The organism is Allobosea sp. Root483D1, assembly GCF_001429505.1.
Taxonomy (GTDB): Bacteria; Pseudomonadota; Alphaproteobacteria; order Rhizobiales; family Beijerinckiaceae; genus Allobosea.
This window is the reverse complement of sequence record NZ_LMJW01000001.1, coordinates 1158675-1173306: the sequence shown is the minus strand read 5'-3', so window position 1 is coordinate 1173306 and position 14632 is coordinate 1158675. Positions and strand designations below refer to the sequence as shown.

General features: G+C 66.4%; 13 protein-coding genes. 4 read left to right on the top strand and 9 right to left on the bottom strand.

The window, feature by feature from the left end; translation table 11 throughout:
* Window positions 1-43: 43 nt before the first annotated feature.
* Window positions 44-1600 carry an outer membrane beta-barrel protein gene (locus ASE66_RS05390; protein ID WP_057188494.1) on the bottom strand — a complete coding sequence of 519 codons (1557 nt, stop codon included), beginning with the start codon at window positions 1598-1600 and terminating at the stop codon, window positions 44-46.
* A gap of 149 nt (window positions 1601-1749) precedes the next feature.
* On the opposite strand from ASE66_RS05390, the gene ASE66_RS05385 reads away from it, so the two are divergent.
* Together ASE66_RS05385 and ASE66_RS05380 are read left to right on the top strand one after the other, a co-directional pair.
* Window positions 1750-2721 (top strand): KpsF/GutQ family sugar-phosphate isomerase, encoded by a 972-nt coding sequence (locus ASE66_RS05385; protein ID WP_057188493.1) that lies wholly within the window; start codon window positions 1750-1752, stop codon window positions 2719-2721.
* A 25-nt stretch (window positions 2722-2746) separates the two neighbouring features.
* Complete coding sequence (locus ASE66_RS05380) at window positions 2747-3649, top strand: LysR family transcriptional regulator (RefSeq protein ID WP_082613209.1); 903 nt, start codon at window positions 2747-2749, stop codon at window positions 3647-3649.
* A gap of 5 nt (window positions 3650-3654) precedes the next feature.
* Here ASE66_RS05380 and ASE66_RS05375 read toward each other — a convergent pair whose 3' ends face one another.
* From ASE66_RS05375 to ASE66_RS05340, 8 genes are all read right to left on the bottom strand, one after another.
* Entirely contained in the window at window positions 3655-3972 is a 318-nt protein-coding gene (locus ASE66_RS05375) for a DMT family transporter (RefSeq protein WP_057188492.1), read from the bottom strand.
* A 35-nt stretch (window positions 3973-4007) separates the two neighbouring features.
* Entirely contained in the window at window positions 4008-4931 is a 924-nt protein-coding gene (locus ASE66_RS05370) for a DMT family transporter (RefSeq protein WP_057188491.1), read from the bottom strand.
* A gap of 29 nt (window positions 4932-4960) precedes the next feature.
* Window positions 4961-5593, bottom strand: a complete 633-nt coding sequence (locus ASE66_RS05365; protein WP_200964542.1) for a glutathione S-transferase family protein — start codon at window positions 5591-5593, stop codon at window positions 4961-4963.
* A gap of 171 nt (window positions 5594-5764) precedes the next feature.
* Window positions 5765-6619, bottom strand: coding sequence for a phosphonate ABC transporter, permease protein PhnE (gene phnE, locus ASE66_RS05360; protein ID WP_057188490.1), 855 nt, complete (start codon window positions 6617-6619; stop codon window positions 5765-5767).
* Window positions 6616-7497 carry a phosphonate ABC transporter, permease protein PhnE gene (gene phnE, locus ASE66_RS05355; RefSeq protein WP_057188489.1) on the bottom strand — a complete coding sequence of 294 codons (882 nt, stop codon included), beginning with the start codon at window positions 7495-7497 and terminating at the stop codon, window positions 6616-6618. The genes phnE (ASE66_RS05360) and phnE (ASE66_RS05355) overlap by 4 nt, the downstream gene beginning before the upstream one ends.
* A 140-nt stretch (window positions 7498-7637) precedes the next feature.
* Window positions 7638-8555: a phosphonate ABC transporter substrate-binding protein gene (gene phnD, locus ASE66_RS05350; RefSeq protein ID WP_057188488.1), complete on the bottom strand. Its 918-nt coding sequence runs from the start codon at window positions 8553-8555 to the stop codon at window positions 7638-7640.
* A gap of 54 nt (window positions 8556-8609) precedes the next feature.
* Window positions 8610-9428: a phosphonate ABC transporter ATP-binding protein gene (phnC, locus tag ASE66_RS05345; RefSeq protein ID WP_057188487.1), complete on the bottom strand. Its 819-nt coding sequence runs from the start codon at window positions 9426-9428 to the stop codon at window positions 8610-8612.
* Window positions 9429-9574: 146 nt separating this feature from the next.
* Complete coding sequence (locus ASE66_RS05340) at window positions 9575-10189, bottom strand: TetR/AcrR family transcriptional regulator (RefSeq protein ID WP_057188486.1); 615 nt, start codon at window positions 10187-10189, stop codon at window positions 9575-9577.
* A 136-nt stretch (window positions 10190-10325) separates the two neighbouring features.
* Between ASE66_RS05340 and ASE66_RS05335 the strand changes: the two genes are divergently transcribed.
* Both ASE66_RS05335 and ASE66_RS05330 read left to right on the top strand, forming a co-directional pair.
* Window positions 10326-11450: an efflux RND transporter periplasmic adaptor subunit gene (locus ASE66_RS05335; RefSeq protein ID WP_057188485.1), complete on the top strand. Its 1125-nt coding sequence runs from the start codon at window positions 10326-10328 to the stop codon at window positions 11448-11450.
* A complete protein-coding gene (locus ASE66_RS05330) occupies window positions 11447-14521 on the top strand; it encodes an efflux RND transporter permease subunit (RefSeq protein WP_057188484.1) in 3075 nt (1024 codons plus the stop codon). The genes ASE66_RS05335 and ASE66_RS05330 overlap by 4 nt, the downstream gene beginning before the upstream one ends.
* Window positions 14522-14632: the final 111 nt, after the last annotated feature.

Genomic DNA, 14632 nt, shown 5'->3' with positions numbered 1-14632 from the left:
GATATCGCGGGCCAGGATGAGGGCTGAGTTTTCAAACAGGCGCTTAGAACTGCATCCGGAGGCCGACCTGCGCGACATTCGCGGTGTAGTCCGAGCCGGGATTGGTCGAGTTCAGGCGCTCATGGGTGAAGCTGGCGCGGACCGAGAAGGTCCGGGTCAGCTTGTATTCGATCCTGGCGCCGATGGTCGACAGGTCCTCGCGAAGGTCCTGGCCATCATATTCGGTGCGGCCATAGCTGGCGAAGCCTGTGACCGTCAGGTTTCGGCGCAGCGCATGCGCGACTTCGAGATTGACGCGCCGTGCCGTGGTGCCGCTGGAGCCGGCGATGGTGGTGTCGCCGAGCTCGGCGGTGCCGCGCGACGTCACCGTGGTCAGCGGCGTCGGCGTCCACAGGATCGCGGCATCGCCAACGAAGCCGCGAAGGTTCTTGAGGCGCCCATCCTCGTATTTGCGGTCCTGATAGCCGCCCGAGACCTCGCCGGTCAGCATGCGGCTGATCTCGAAGCTCGAGCCGAGGCGGGCGGTATAGCCGTCGGAGGAGCGCATATAGCCGTTGGAATCGACCTTCTCGTCGAACTGGCGGGTGTCGATCTCGGCCTGGACGAAGGGCTTGAAGCCGGGCGTCACCTCATAGGCCGCGCGCAGGCGCAGGCCGTATTGCGTCTGGTTGCGGTCGGCCTGGCTGAGCTTGCGGCCATTGCTCAGATCGGCATCCTCGTAGTCCTGCCGGTCAACCGCGCCGCGCAGTGTCAGCTGCAGGCGGTTGAAGTCATGGGTTACGCCGGCCGCGGCGCCATAGGCCCAGGTGATCGGCCGGCCCTGCACGGCAGCCGAGAGGTCGGGCGAGCCCGGGCGCTGCGTATCGAGTTGCAGCCGCGATTCCAGCAGGATGCGGGTGTCGCGCGTCGCATCGAGACGCAAGGACATGTTGCCCGCCGCATCCGGGCGCGAGGCGCTGTCGTCGCGGTAATAGCGGCTGTAGCCGCCGCGCAGCATGCCGGTGAGCTCGTGCACGTTCCAGTCGGACTGGATGCCGAGCTCGCCCTCGCTGCGGGTGAACAGCGAGCCCTTGCTCGGCCCGGCGACGCGTCCGGGGTTGCTGTCATAGCCGACCGAACCGGTGATCGCCGGGCGCAGGATGACGTTGCCGAGGCGCAGGCCGAGCGGCGCGTAAGGGTCTTCCTCCGGCCGCTTGCGCTTGCGCGGTTCGGGCGCAGGCGGAAGCGGCGGCGGCAGCGCAGTTATCGTCGGTTGCGGGGCGCGGATATCGCGCTGGGTGACGCCGCGCAGGCGCGAGGACTGGATGGGCTGGCTGGCGCGTGCGGGCTGCGTGCGCGAGATCGCGCTGGAGCGGGCAGGGGGCGGGGCGATCGATTCGCCGGCGGCCTCCGGCAGGGTTGATACGTTGTTCGAGGCGGAATTCTGCCTTTGCGCGACATAATCGGGCGTGCCGGTCCGCAAGGCTGGCGTGCGCGGGCGCGTGGGCATGGCAGCGGGCTGCATCTGCGCGAAGGCCTGCTCTGGCCAGGCCGTTAGTCCGGCGACGCCGCAGCAGCCTGCGACGCCTGCCAGCCAGCAGATCTGGACGAAACGGGACACGGGCGCGACGGTGCTCCGGCGAGGCAAAGGCTCATCCGCGCCGGGAGGGCGCGCATGGTTAATGGAGTTAGAACGAAGAGGGTTAATGCTGCGTCAACGCAGCTCCACCGGTGGTCAGGCGGGCCTGCCTCGTGCTAGAGGCGCGCTCCATGACCGCGACCATCAGCGCCTCCGCCCTCCGTACCATCGCCACCGAGCGCGCCGGGCTCGACGCCTTGCACGAGGCCATCGGCAATGGCCTCGCCGAGCCCTTCACCGCCGCCGTCGAGATGATCCGAGCCGCCTCTGGCCGGGTGATCGTCACCGGCATGGGCAAATCCGGCCATGTCGCCAGGAAGATCGTGGCGACGCTCGCCTCGACCGGCACGCCCTCGTATTTTGTCCATCCGGCCGAGGCCAGTCATGGCGATCTCGGCATGGTCCAGCCCGAGGACGTCGTCGTTGCCCTGTCCTGGTCGGGCGAGGCGGCCGAGCTCTCTGCGATCGTCGGCTATACCCGGCGCTTCCGGGTCGGGCTGATAGCCATCACCGCCAATCGTGACAGTGCGCTCGGGCGCGAGGCCGATATCGCGCTCGTCCTGCCCAAGGCCGAGGAGGCCTGCCCGAACGGGCTCGCGCCGACGACCTCGACGACGATGCAGATGGCGCTTGGCGATGCGCTTGCGGTCGCACTGCTCGAGGCGCGGGGATTCTCGCGCCAGGACTTCTACGTCTACCATCCCGGCGGCAAGCTCGGCGCGCAGCTCAAGACGGTCGCGACCATCATGCATTCTGGCGAGCGCCTGCCGGTCGTCGGCGAGACTGCGGCGATGGCCGATGTCGTCGCGATGATCACCGCCAAGGGCTTCGGCTGCGCCATTGTCATCGATGCCGACGGCAAGCTCACCGGCGTGGTCACCGATGGCGATCTGCGCCGCAAGCTCGGCACCGGCTGGGGCGGGCGGTTGGCGCGCGACGTGATGACGAGGGAGCCGCGCCGGATCGCGCCGGATGCGCTCACCGCCGAGGCGCTGGAGCTGGTCAACCGGCTGCGCGTCACCGCGCTGATCGTCGCCGATGCGGATGGCAAGCCGGTCGGCCTCGTCCATGTCCATGACCTGTTGGCACTCGGCGTCGCCTGACGCTTAGCGCCTTGCGAGGGGGCTCATGGCCGCGCTCGAATGGGATGACCTGCGCTATGTCCTCGCCGTCGCCGAGGCCGGCTCGCTCGCCGGCGCGGCGCGGCAATTGCGCGTCAACCATTCGACCGTGCTCCGGCGTATCGCCGCTTTCGAGCAGCAATTGGGCCTGCGTTTGTTCGAGCGCCTGCCGACCGGCTATGTGCTGACGGCCGGCGGCGAGGAGCTCGTCGCCGCGGCGCGCAGCATCTCCGGCACGGTCAGCGAGCTTGAACGCAGGATCGCGGGCCAGGACCTGCGCCTCTCCGGCACGCTCCGGATCACCGCGACCGACACGCTGATGGGCTCGATCCTGCCGGAGATCCTCGCCGAGTTCGGCGCGGCCCATCCCGGCATCGCCCTCGAGGTCGCCGTCTCAAACCTGATGTTCAACCTGACCAAGCGCGATGCCGATGTCGCGCTGCGGACCGCGGACAATCCGCCGGTGACGCTGGTCGGGCGCCGGGTCGGCAGGATCGCCTTCGCGATCTACGCCGCCCCGAGCTATCTGGCGCGGCACGATCACGCCGATCTTGCCGCGCATCGCTGGATCGGGACTGACGACACGCTCGCCGGCACTTCGGTGGCGCGCTGGATGCAGGCGAAACTGGGCAAGAGCGAGATCGTGCTCAGGGCCGATTCGCTATTGGCGATGCAGCAGGCGGCGGTGGCCGGCCTCGGGCTGGTGGCGCTGCCCTGCTATCTCGGCGACAGCGTGCCGGCCCTCACTTGCGTGCGCCGGCCGATCCCGGAGATGGAGACGGCTTTGTGGATCCTGACCCATGAGGATCTGCGCGCCGCGGCACGGGTCCGCGCCTTCACCGATTTCGCCTATGGCGCCTTCAGGAAGCGCCGCGCCTTGCTGGAGGGTGAGGGTGCGCCCGCCGCCTGAAAGGCTCAGGCCTCGACCAGTTTGAGGCCGATGACGCCGATCAGGATCAGCGCGAGCAAGCCAAGGCGCGCCGGCGAGGCGCTCTCGCCGAGGGCGAGGATGCCGACAATGGCGACGCCGAGCGCCCCGATGCCGACCCAGACCGCATAGGCGGTGCCGACAGGCAGTTGCTTCAGCGCCAGCGACAGCATGATGAAGCTGATGACGGCCGAGACGATGCCGATCAGGCTCGGCCACAGCCGCGTGAAGCCGCCGGCCTGCTTCAGCGCGATCGCCCAGACGATCTCGAGCAGTCCGGCTCCCGTGAGCAGCAACCAAGACATGGGATGTCTCCGAAAAAGCGGGAGGCGGGCAAAGTTCAGAAGCTCTTGATCGCGGCGACGCCGATCAAAAGGATCGCGACGCCGGCGAAACGCAGGGCCGAAATCTCGCGCTGGGGCAGGCGGAACCAGCCATGGCGATCGACGAAGAGCGAGACGATCTGCTGGCCGGCGACGGTCAGGCCGACGGTCGCGGCGGTGCCGATTGCCGGGATCGCGGTGAACACCGTTGTGACATAGGTCGCGCCGCAGGCCGCACCGATCCAGCCCCACCAGGGCATGGTCTTCAGGCCTCCGAGCTGCGGCCTGGCGCCGTCCATCAGCAGCAGCGTCACCAGCAGCACCGCGATCATCGACAGGGTCGCGACGACGAAGCTGATCGTGCCGACGACGAAGGGCGCGCCGAGATCCTGCCGCAGCAGGCCGTTGATCGCGCCCTGGGCAGGCAGCACCGCGCCGGCAATGAGGGCGAGCAGCATCCAGCCGAGCTTGGAGCCGGAGAGCTCCCTGGTCGCGCCCTTCTGGCCGAAGACGATCGCGATCACGCCCACCAGCACGGCTGCCGTGCCAAGCAGGGTCGCAGGGCTGGGCGTCTGCTGGGCAACGCCGAGTGCACCGAAGCTGTCGAGCCCGAGAGAGGCCAGCATCTGGCCGGCGATGAACAGGCCGACCGCGACGACCGCGCCGAGGCGCGGGAAGACCAGGATGGTCGAAGCGACATAGAGCGCCGTCGCGACGCCGCCGATCGCGTGCCACCACGGCACGGCGATGAGCCCGCCGAAGGCGGCGCTCGTGCCGGTCGCGATCGCGACGATCAGCAAGAGGATGGCGGCGAGGACGACCTGGATCGTCGTCGCGGCGAAGGGGCTGCCGGTCGCCTTCGACAATTGCGCGTTGGCGCCGGCCTGCACCGCCAGCAGGCCGCCGGCGGCAAGGGAGAGGGGGATGAAGACGGTTTCCATGATGAAGGGTCCTGTCGAGCTGGGCGCGATCAGGCGTCGACGTGTTCGAGCGCCGGCACGGCGAGGCCACGCTGCACCGCTGGGCGGGCAGCGATCGTCTCGTGCCAGCGCTGCAAATGAGGGGTGTCGGTCAGGCTCACGCCGAGCTTGGGCAGCGCGTCGATCCAGGGCCAGACCATGATGTCGGCGATGCCGTAGCTGGCCTCGACCAGATAGGGCCGCAGCGCCAGCTCGCCGTCGAGGACACCAAGGATGCGGGCGGTCTCGCGCTCGTAGCGCTCGATCGCATAGGGCAGCTGCTCCTTGGCGAAGACCTTGAAATGCCAGAGCTGGCCGATCATCGGTCCGACATGCGCGGCCTGGAAGAAGCTCCACTGCAGCGTCTTGCTCAGGGCCAGCGGGCCATTCGGCTGCAGCACGCCGGAACGCTGCGCGAGATAGAGCAGGATCGCGCCGGATTCGAAGACGGTCCGGTCGTTGTCATGATCGACGATGACCGGGATCTTGTTGTTCGGATTGAGCGCCAGGAAGCTCGGCCGGTGCTGCTCGCCGGTCTCGATGTCGATGAGGGTGACGGCATAGGGCAGGCCGGTTTCCTCGAGCATGATCGAGGCCTTGTGGCCGTTCGGGGTCTGGTAGGTGTAGAGGTCGATCAAGGTCATCGGCTTGCTCCGAAGTGCGGGTGCCGATGAGATAGACTGTGCGTTATTGCATAACGATGTGCGATTCGGCCTAGAGATTATGCGAAACCGCACATAGCTCGGAACAAGGCGAGGCCAGCGCAGTGTCGCGTCATGGCCGGACGTTCACGCCGGCCATGACGCGTGAAGGGCTCAGACGGCCCGCTTGCCGATGATGGCGAAGCGCAACTTGCTCGAGAGGAAGTCGATTGCGGTCACCGCCGCCAGAACCAGCAGGATCAGGAACGAGACCTGCTGCCATTCGAGCGTGCGGATCGTCTCGGCGAGGTAGAGACCGATGCCGCCGGCGCCGACGATGCCGATAATGGTCGAGGAGCGGGTGTTCGACTCGATATAATAGAGCACTTGACTGGCGATCACCGGCAGCACCTGCGGAATCAGGCCGAAGCGGATCTCGTGGAGCTTGCCGCCACCGACCGAGGTGACGCCCTCGACCGGCTTGCGATCGGCGGATTCGATCGCCTCGGAGAACAGCTTGCCAAAGGCGCCGAGATCGCTGGTCATGATCGCGAGCATGCCGGCAAAGGGGCCAAGACCGACGACATTGACCCAGATCAGCGCCCAGATCAGGGCATCGACGCCGCGCACCGTGTCCATCGAGCGGCGCGCCAGGAAATGGACGACACGGTTGGCGACGACGTTCTTGGCGGCGAGGAAACCGAGCGGGAAGGCGATGATCGCCGCCAGGATCGTGCCGAGGAAGGCGATGGCGATGGTCTCGAACAGTGCCTTGACGAAGATGATCGCGCGGGCGAACGAGCCCGGATCGGGCGGCAGCATCAGCACCACGAAGGTGCCGAGATTGGAAAAGCCGGCGATGATCTTCCAGAGCGAAGTCTCGAGCGTCGTCAGCCCGTAGATGAACAGCCCGACGAGAGCGCCGACGACGGCGATGGTCATCAGCTTGGTCTTCAGCGAGCCGTTGATCGCGGCCTTGTGGCGGGCGATCAGCGCGGCGCGATCAGGGGCGGAAAGGGCCAGGCTCATCGTCCGTGCTCCAGGCTCAGCAGCGCATGGCGCAGCCGCTCGGTGCCGTAGTCGATCAGCATCACCGTGACGATGATCAGCAAGAGGATGGCGCTGACATCGGTGAAGTAGAATTTGCGGATCGCCTCGATCAGGTCCTGGCCGATGCCGCCGGCGCCGACGAAGCCCATGATCGAGGCGCCGCGGACATTGATCTCGAAGCGCAGCAGCGCGTAGCTGGCGAAGTTGGACAGCACCTGCGGCACCACCGCAAAGCGGATGGTCTGCCACCAGCTCGCGCCGGTCGCGGTCAGGCCGTCGACCGGCTTCATGTCGATGTTCTCGACCACTTCGGAAAAGAGCTTGCCCATCGCGCCCATGGTGTGGATGGCGATGGCGAGCACGCCGGGCAGCGGTCCCAGCCCGAAGGCGATGACGAAGATCAGCGCGAAAACGATCTCAGGGACGGTGCGGCAGAATTCGAGATAGCGGCGCGTCGCCCAGCGCAGCCAGGGCGAGCGGCCGAGATTGCTGGCGGCGGTGAAGCAGAGCAGGAAGCCGCCGACGGCGCCGAGCACGGTGCCGACATACGCGATCAGCAGGGTCTGCCAGAGCAGCTTCAGCCAGCCATTGATGCCCCAGTACCATTCCTTGAGATCGGCACTGAGCGTCGCCAAGCGCAGCGTCGGCATGGTCTCGAGGATGTATTTCGGGAACCGCCAGGCATTGGCGGCGAACTTCGCAAGGTCGACCTCGGAGCCGATCGCGGCGAGGGCGACGCAGGCGATGAAGATCGCGGCGCCGAGCAGGGTCTGGAGCCGCTTCGCCGCCATTTCACGCCGATAGAGCTCGGCATGGGCGGCGATGGCGGGATCGTTGCAGTCGATCGCGAGTGTCATGGGGGCGCTTCCATCGCGTCGCGAGGCCGGCTGAAGCCGGCCCCGGACAGGGCGTCATTCCCGGGCGGAGCGAAGCGCAGACCCGGGAATCTCGATCAGGAGATGCTCGGGTCAAGCCCGAGCATGACGAAGGCGGAGACTTACGAGGACTTCTTCTTGCGCAGCGCGTCGACGAACTTGTTCAGCTCGATGATCGGGTCGTAGGACTTGTTGTCGACGGCGACGAGCGGGCCCTGCTTGCCTTCATAGATCTTGTCGAAGGCGGCCTTGTCCTTGGTGGCGAGGTTGAGGACCGCGTCGCGGATCGAGGCCTTGAGCCCGTCCGGCAGGTCGGTGAGATAGGCCATCGGCGAGTTCACGATCTGCTCGGACTTGTAGATGATGCGGAAATCCTCCGCCTTGACCATCTTCTTGCGGTCCATGCGCAGCAGGTTCGACTCCTGCTCGTCGTTCCACCAGTTGGCGGCGACGTCGACGGTGCCCTGGCCGAGCGCGATCACCGCGTTCTCGTGGCTGCCGGTGTAGACGACCTTGCCGAAGAAGGTCTCCGGCTCGATCTTCATGCCGTCGAGCGCGAAGCGCGGGACATTGTTGCCGGAGGTCGAGTTCGGATCGACGAGGCCGAGATGCTTGCCCTTGAGGTCCTCGATCTTCTGATAGGGCGAGTCCTTCTTCACGTAGAAGACCGAGTAATAGCCCTTGGTGCCGTCGATGTTGGTCTCGATCGCGAAGGCGTCGATCTTGGCGCCGGTCATCAGCGCGCGGGCGAAGGAAGCGGGGCCGTACATGCCGATATGGATGTTGCCGGCGCGCTGGCCTTCGATGATCGCGGCATAGTCGTTGGCGATGCGCAGCGTCACCTTGGTGCCGAGTTCCTTGGCGAGATAGTTCACGAAGGGGGTGTAGCGCTCGACGACGCCCGAGGCGTTCTCGGACGGGATGATGGCGAAGACCAGCTCGGGATACTTCGCCTTCCAGTCCTGTGCGAAGGCCGGAGCGGCGAGCGTCGCGGCGAGGCCGGCGGCGGCGAGCGTAAAGGTATGACGACGGGTCAGCATGGTGGTGCTCCTTTGAAAGACGATTGGCGGTAAAAGGTCAGGCGTAAGGCGGGCTCAGGCGGCGGTCTGCTTGGCGCGCTGGGCTTCCTCGGTGGCGATGGCGTCGAGCGCATGCAGGGCTTCGGCACCGGCATCCTTGGCTTCGATGCCGTAGAGTTCGTTGGCGATTTCAGCGGTCAGCGCGTGCGGCGGGCCGTCGAACACGACCTTGCCTGCGGCCATGCCGATCAGCCGGTCGCAATATTTCGCAGCGATATCGAGATGGTGCAGGTTCGAGATGACGGTGATGCCGTCCTCGCGGTTGATGCGGTAGAGCGCATCCATGACGACCTGCGTGTTGCGCGGGTCGAGCGAGGCGATCGGCTCGTCGGCGAGAATGATCTTCGGCTCCTGCACCAGGGCGCGGGCGATGGCGACGCGCTGCTGCTGACCGCCGGAGAGGGTCTCGGCGCGCTGGGCGAGCAGATGGCCCATATCGAGCCGCTCGAGTGCCGCGATGGCACGGACCTTGTCGTCCTGGGAGAAGCTCTTGACCAGGGTCAGCGCGGCGGAGCGATGGTTGAGGCGGCCGAGCAGGACATTGGTCAGCACGTCCAGGCGGCCGACCAGGTTGAACTGCTGGAAGATCATCGCCGTGTCGCGTCGCCAGGCCCGGAGCGCCGCGCCGCGCAGGGCGGTGACGTCACGCTCCTCGCTGAGGATGCGGCCTTCGCTCGCATCGGCGAGGCGGTTCAGCATGCGCAGCAGCGTCGACTTGCCGGCGCCCGAGCGGCCGATGATGCCGACCATCTCGCCGCGCGGAATCGACAGGGTGACGTTGTCGACGGCGGCCTTGCCACCGAAACGCTTGGTCAGACCCTCGATACGCAGCATCAACACTCTCCCGCGATTGCGGGACGATGCGGTATCGGGGGCAGATGACAGCGCCGTGACAAAACCGCCTTCCGGCGGGCACAGGCCAAAAAGCGTCATCGACTGTCAACTATGATGTGGCCGGCGACCGGGTTCCGGCAGGAGCGTCAGCCTGCGCGCAGGAGGAGATCGACGCAGGCTCCGACATAGGAGTGGACCTCGGCGGGCGGCACTGGAGCGACGCCGAGCAGGCCGCGTACCTGATGGAAGCCACGCAGCATGCCGATGAACTGCTCGGCGAGCCTGTCGGCCTCCCCACGCGAGAGCGGCCGCGACAGGCCATCACCCGATCGTGAACGCTGCGCGAGCAAGGCGGAAAGATCCGTGATCATGCGCCCCGCTCCGGCATCGTAGGCGGCCTGTCCCAATTCGGGAAAGCGAGCGGACGCGCCGACGATCAGGCGATGCAGATCGAGCGAGGCCGGATGCAGCATCATCGCCATGGCGTCTTCGCCGAGACGCATCAGGATAGCGCGCAGATCGCCGGTTTCGCTCGCCGGCTGGCGCAGCGGAATCGTCAATTTTTCAGTGAGTTCGCTGCAGATCGCCAGGAACAGCGCCTGCTTGTCGGCGAAGTGGCTGTAGATCGTCTGCTTGGAGACGCAGGCGCGCTGGGCGATCTGGTCCAGGCTGGCGCGGTCGAAGCCCTCGGCCAGGAACGTCTCCGAAGCGGCCCGGGTGATCGCGTCATGTTTATCGGGCCGTGATTTTTCGGCCGGCATCTGTCTTGCTTCTGCAGCCGGGGCGCTACCGCGTCCGTGCATTGATCATTCCGTCATGCTTCCGCCCCTAAAGGGTGCTTATCAAACTAGACCGTCCAGTCTAGAATATGTCCGTCTTACCGGAGCGTCCAGCCTGATGAAGCGTTTTCTCCTCCTTATCCTGATCGCCGGGCTGGCGGGCGGCGGGTACTATGGCTACCGCTACCACTATAAGCCGACCAATCAGCAGGCGCAGGCGAAGGGCGTCGCCAGCGCGCAGAACCCCGCGATTCCGGTCGAGGTTGGGACGATCGAACTCGCCACGGTCGCCGAAGAGGTCGAGGCGCTCGGCACGCTGGCGGCCGACGAATCCATCATCATCGCCTCCGAGATCGCCGGCCGGGTCGTGGCGCTCGGCTTCCGGGAAGGCGAGCGCGTCAGCAAGGACCAGGATCTGGTCAAGCTCGACACCGCGATCCTCGACGCCGAGCTCAAGCAGGCCCAGGCTGATCTCTCCCTGGCGCGCGACACTTACGACCGCAACCGCTCGCTGGTGCAGCGCGGCGCCGGCACCCAGGTGGCGCTGGAACAGGCGACTGCCCAGCTCGCCTCGCAGGAGGCTCGTGTCCAGCTGGTCCAGTCGAAGCTCGCTCAGGCGACGATCAAGGCGCCGTTCACCGGCGTGGTCGGGCTGCGCTCGGTCGGTGTCGGCGATTATATCTCGGTCGGAAAGCCGCTGGTCGCCCTCACCAATATCGACCCGATCAAGGTCGACTTCCGGGTGCCGGAGATATTCCTGACCCGACTCAAGGTCGGTCAGTCGGTCCAGCTCAAGGTCGATGCCGTACCCGACCGGCCCTTCACCGGCGAGATCTTCGCGATCGATCCGGTGGTCGACGTCAACGGCCGGGCGGTGCGCCTGCGGGCCAAGGTACCCAATGCCGATCTCGTGCTGAAGCCCGGCCTGTTCGCGCGCATCACCATCGTGGTCGACAAGCGCGACGACGCCCTGATCGTTCCCGAGACCGCCATCGTGCCGGACGGGCTCGGCAAGACGGTGTTCATCATCGAGAACGGCAAGGCCAAGCGCGTGCCGGTCGAACTCGGCAAGCGCCTGACCGGCAAGGTCGAGGTGGTCAAGGGCCTCAAAGCCGGCATGCAGATCGTCACCGCCGGGCAGATGCGCCTGCGTGAGGGCTCGACTGTTGCCATCAAGGAGAAGGCCGCGGTCCAGACCAGCTCGCTGCCGGGCGCCGTGCAGCCAGGTATCGCGCAGCAATGAGCCTGTTCGAGCTCTTCGTCCGCCGGCCGGTCCTCTCGACCGTCCTCAGCCTGCTCGTCGTCCTGATCGGCTTTGTCTCCTATACACGCCTGACGGTGCGCGAATACCCGAACATCGACGAGCCGATCGTCTCGGTGCAGACGGTCTATCGCGGCGCCAGCGCCGAGATCATCGAGACGCAGGTCACGCAGATCCTCGAGAACTCGATCGCCGGCATCGAGGGCATCGAGATCATCAACTCGACCAGCCGCCAGGAGCGCAGCCAGATCTCGGTGCGCTTCCGGCCGGACGTCGACCCCGACGTCGCCGCTTCGGATGTGCGCGACCGTGTCAGCCGCGTGCGCGGCCGCATGCCGGACGAGATTGACGAGCCGATCATCGCCAAGGTCGAGGCCGACGCCCAGCCGGTGATGTACCTGTCGCTGACCAGCTCGCGGCACTCGCCGCTGGAGCTGACCGACTTCGCCGACCGCTTCATTGCCGACCGCGTCCAGAACATCACCGGCGTCGCCGAGGTCCGCATTCTCGGCCAGCGGCAATACGCCATGCGCATCTGGCTCGATCGCGCCCGGCTTGCCGCCTACAACATCACCGTCCAGGAGATCGAGGCGGCGCTGCGGGCGCAGAACGTCGAGATCCCCTCCGGCCGGATCGAGAGCGACAGCCGCGAATTCACGGTGCTCTCGCAGACCAGCCTGAACACGCCCGAACAGTTCCGCGAGATCACGGTCAAGGACGCCAACGGCTTCCCGGTGAAGCTGCGCGATATCGCCAAGGTCGAGCTCGGCGCCCGCGAGGAGCGCAACGCCGCCTGGTTCCGGGGCGATCCCTCGGTGACGATCGGCATCGTCAAGCAGGCGACGGCCAACCCGCTGGATGTCTCGTCCGGCGTGGTCGCAGCGCTGCCGAGCATCCGTGAGGATCTGCCCGACGGCATGGCGATCGCGACCTCCTACGACACCTCGATCTTCATCGATCGCTCGATCAAGGCGGTCTACACCACGATCGGCGAGGCGGTCGTCCTCGTCGTCCTGATCATCTTCCTGTTCCTGCGCTCGCTCAGGGCGACGCTGATTCCGCTCGTGACGATCCCGGTCTCGCTGATCGGCGCCTTCGCGCTGATGTATATGCTCGGCTTCACGGTCAACACGCTGACCCTGCTCTCGATGGTGCTCGCCATCGGCCTTGTGGTCGACGACGCGATCGTGGTGCTCGAGAACATCCACCGTCACATCGAGGACGGGATGGAGCCGAACAAGGCCGCGATCAAGGGCATCAACGAGATCGCCTTCGCGGTCGTCGCGATGACGCTGACGCTGGTCGCGGTCTATGCACCGATGGCCTTCTCGACCGGCCGTACCGGCAAGCTCTTCGTCGAGTTTGCGCTGACGCTCGCCGGCGCGGTGCTGGTCTCCGGCTTCGTCGCGCTGACGCTGACGCCGATGATGTGCGCCAAGCTGCTGAAGCACCACGACAAGCACAACTGGCTCTACAACATCCTGGAGCGCTTCTTCGAAGCGCTTTCCAGCGGCTATCGTCGCTCGTTGCGCTTTGCGCTGTCGGTCCGGCCGGTGGTCGTGCTGCTGGCGCTGCTGGTCGCCGGCGGCAGCTATTTCTTCTTCACCAATCTGCGCTCCGAGCTGGCGCCCGTCGAGGACCGCGGCACGATCACCGCGATCGGCGTGGCGCCGGAAGGCGCCACCATGGCCTTCACCGCCGACTATGCCCGGCGGGTCGAGGACTATTTCAGCAAGATCCAGGAGGTCGAGACCTATCTCGTCATCGTCGGCTTCCCCGATGTGACGCGGGCGATCGCCTTTGCACGCCTGAAGCCCTGGGAAGAGCGTCATCGCAAACAGCAGGACCTCGTCGCCGAGATCAACAAGGGCCTGTCGCAGATCCCCGGCATCCGCCTGTTCGCGACCAACCCGCCTTCGCTCGGCCAGGGCGGCGCCAACAGCAAGCCGGTCGAGTTCGTGCTGCGCTCGTCGGAGCCTTACGTCACCATCAAGGAGAACGTCGACAAGCTGATCGCCGAGGTCCAGGGCAATCCGGCCCTGACCAATATCGAGACCAACCTCATCCTCGACAAGCCGCAGATCAAGGTCTCGATCGATCGCCAGCGCGCCTCCGATCTCGGTGTCGGCGTCGACGTCATCGGCCGTACCATGGAGACGCTGCTCGGTGGCCGCCAGGTCACGCGCTTCAACATGAACGGCGAGCAGTATGACGTCATGCTGCAGGTTGCCGGGTCCGAGCGCAGCACGCCGCAGGCGCTGCAGTCGATCTATCTGATGGGCCGCGGTGGCCAGGCCGTGCAGCTCTCCAGCCTCGTCCAGATCGAGGAGAACGTCGCGCCGAAGGAGCTGATCCGCTTCAACCAGCTGCGCTCGGCGACGATCACCGCCGTGCCGGGGGCAGGCTATTCGCTCGGCGATGCCCTCAACGTGCTCGAGCAGGCGTCGGCCAAGGTGCTGCCCGCCTCGTTCCAGACCGATTATTCCGGCCAGAGCCGTGAGTTCAAACAGTCGGGCTCCTCGATCCTGCTCGTCTTTCTGCTGGCGCTCGGCTTCATCTACCTGGTGCTGGCGGCGCAGTTCGAGAGCTTCGTCGATCCGATCGTGATCATGGTCTCGGTGCCGCTCTCGCTCACCGGCGCCTTGGCTGCGCTCTACTTCTCCGGCGGCACGCTCAACGTCTACAGCCAGATCGGCCTGATCACCCTCGTCGGCCTGATCACCAAGCACGGCATCCTGATCCTCGAATTCACCAACCAGCTGCGCGAGGAGGGCAAGGAGATGATCGATGCCCTGGTCGAAGCAGCCGAACTGCGCCTGCGGCCGATCCTGATGACCACGGGCGCGATGGTGCTGGGGGCGGTGCCGCTGGCACTGGCGGAAGGCGCCGGTGCCGAGAGCCGCTCGCAGATCGGCTGGGTGATCGTCGGCGGCATGACCTTCGGCACGCTGCTCACGCTCTATGTCGTGCCGGTGGCCTACAGCTACATGGCGCGGACCAAGCACGGCTCGCGCCACGCTCCGGCGGAGGCGCATCCGCAGCCGGCGGAATAAGTGGCCGTCCGGGTAGAGGATATCCGGATAGCCTTTAGCGGAAACCTCTATTCGCTTTCGCCGCCGCCCGAGGCTAACCGTCCGGGCGGCGGCGCCCAATGAGCAAGAACT

What these genes read in the sequence shown, in the direction of transcription:
- ASE66_RS05385 (WP_057188493.1), top strand. Translation starts at nt 1,750, where the DNA reads ATGACCGCGACCATCAGCGCCTCCGCCCTCCGTACCATCGCCACCGAG.
- ASE66_RS05380 (WP_082613209.1), top strand. Translation starts at nt 2,747, where the DNA reads ATGGCCGCGCTCGAATGGGATGACCTGCGCTATGTCCTCGCCGTCGCC.
- ASE66_RS05375 (WP_057188492.1), bottom strand. Translation starts at nt 3,972, where the DNA reads ATGTCTTGGTTGCTGCTCACGGGAGCCGGACTGCTCGAGATCGTCTGG.
- ASE66_RS05370 (WP_057188491.1), bottom strand. Translation starts at nt 4,931, where the DNA reads ATGGAAACCGTCTTCATCCCCCTCTCCCTTGCCGCCGGCGGCCTGCTG.
- ASE66_RS05365 (WP_200964542.1), bottom strand. Translation starts at nt 5,593, where the DNA reads ATGACCTTGATCGACCTCTACACCTACCAGACCCCGAACGGCCACAAG.
- phnE (WP_057188490.1), bottom strand. Translation starts at nt 6,619, where the DNA reads ATGAGCCTGGCCCTTTCCGCCCCTGATCGCGCCGCGCTGATCGCCCGC.
- phnE (WP_057188489.1), bottom strand. Translation starts at nt 7,497, where the DNA reads ATGACACTCGCGATCGACTGCAACGATCCCGCCATCGCCGCCCATGCC.
- phnD (WP_057188488.1), bottom strand. Translation starts at nt 8,555, where the DNA reads ATGCTGACCCGTCGTCATACCTTTACGCTCGCCGCCGCCGGCCTCGCC.
- phnC (WP_057188487.1), bottom strand. Translation starts at nt 9,428, where the DNA reads ATGCTGCGTATCGAGGGTCTGACCAAGCGTTTCGGTGGCAAGGCCGCC.
- ASE66_RS05340 (WP_057188486.1), bottom strand. Translation starts at nt 10,189, where the DNA reads ATGCCGGCCGAAAAATCACGGCCCGATAAACATGACGCGATCACCCGG.
- ASE66_RS05335 (WP_057188485.1), top strand. Translation starts at nt 10,326, where the DNA reads ATGAAGCGTTTTCTCCTCCTTATCCTGATCGCCGGGCTGGCGGGCGGC.
- ASE66_RS05330 (WP_057188484.1), top strand. Translation starts at nt 11,447, where the DNA reads ATGAGCCTGTTCGAGCTCTTCGTCCGCCGGCCGGTCCTCTCGACCGTC.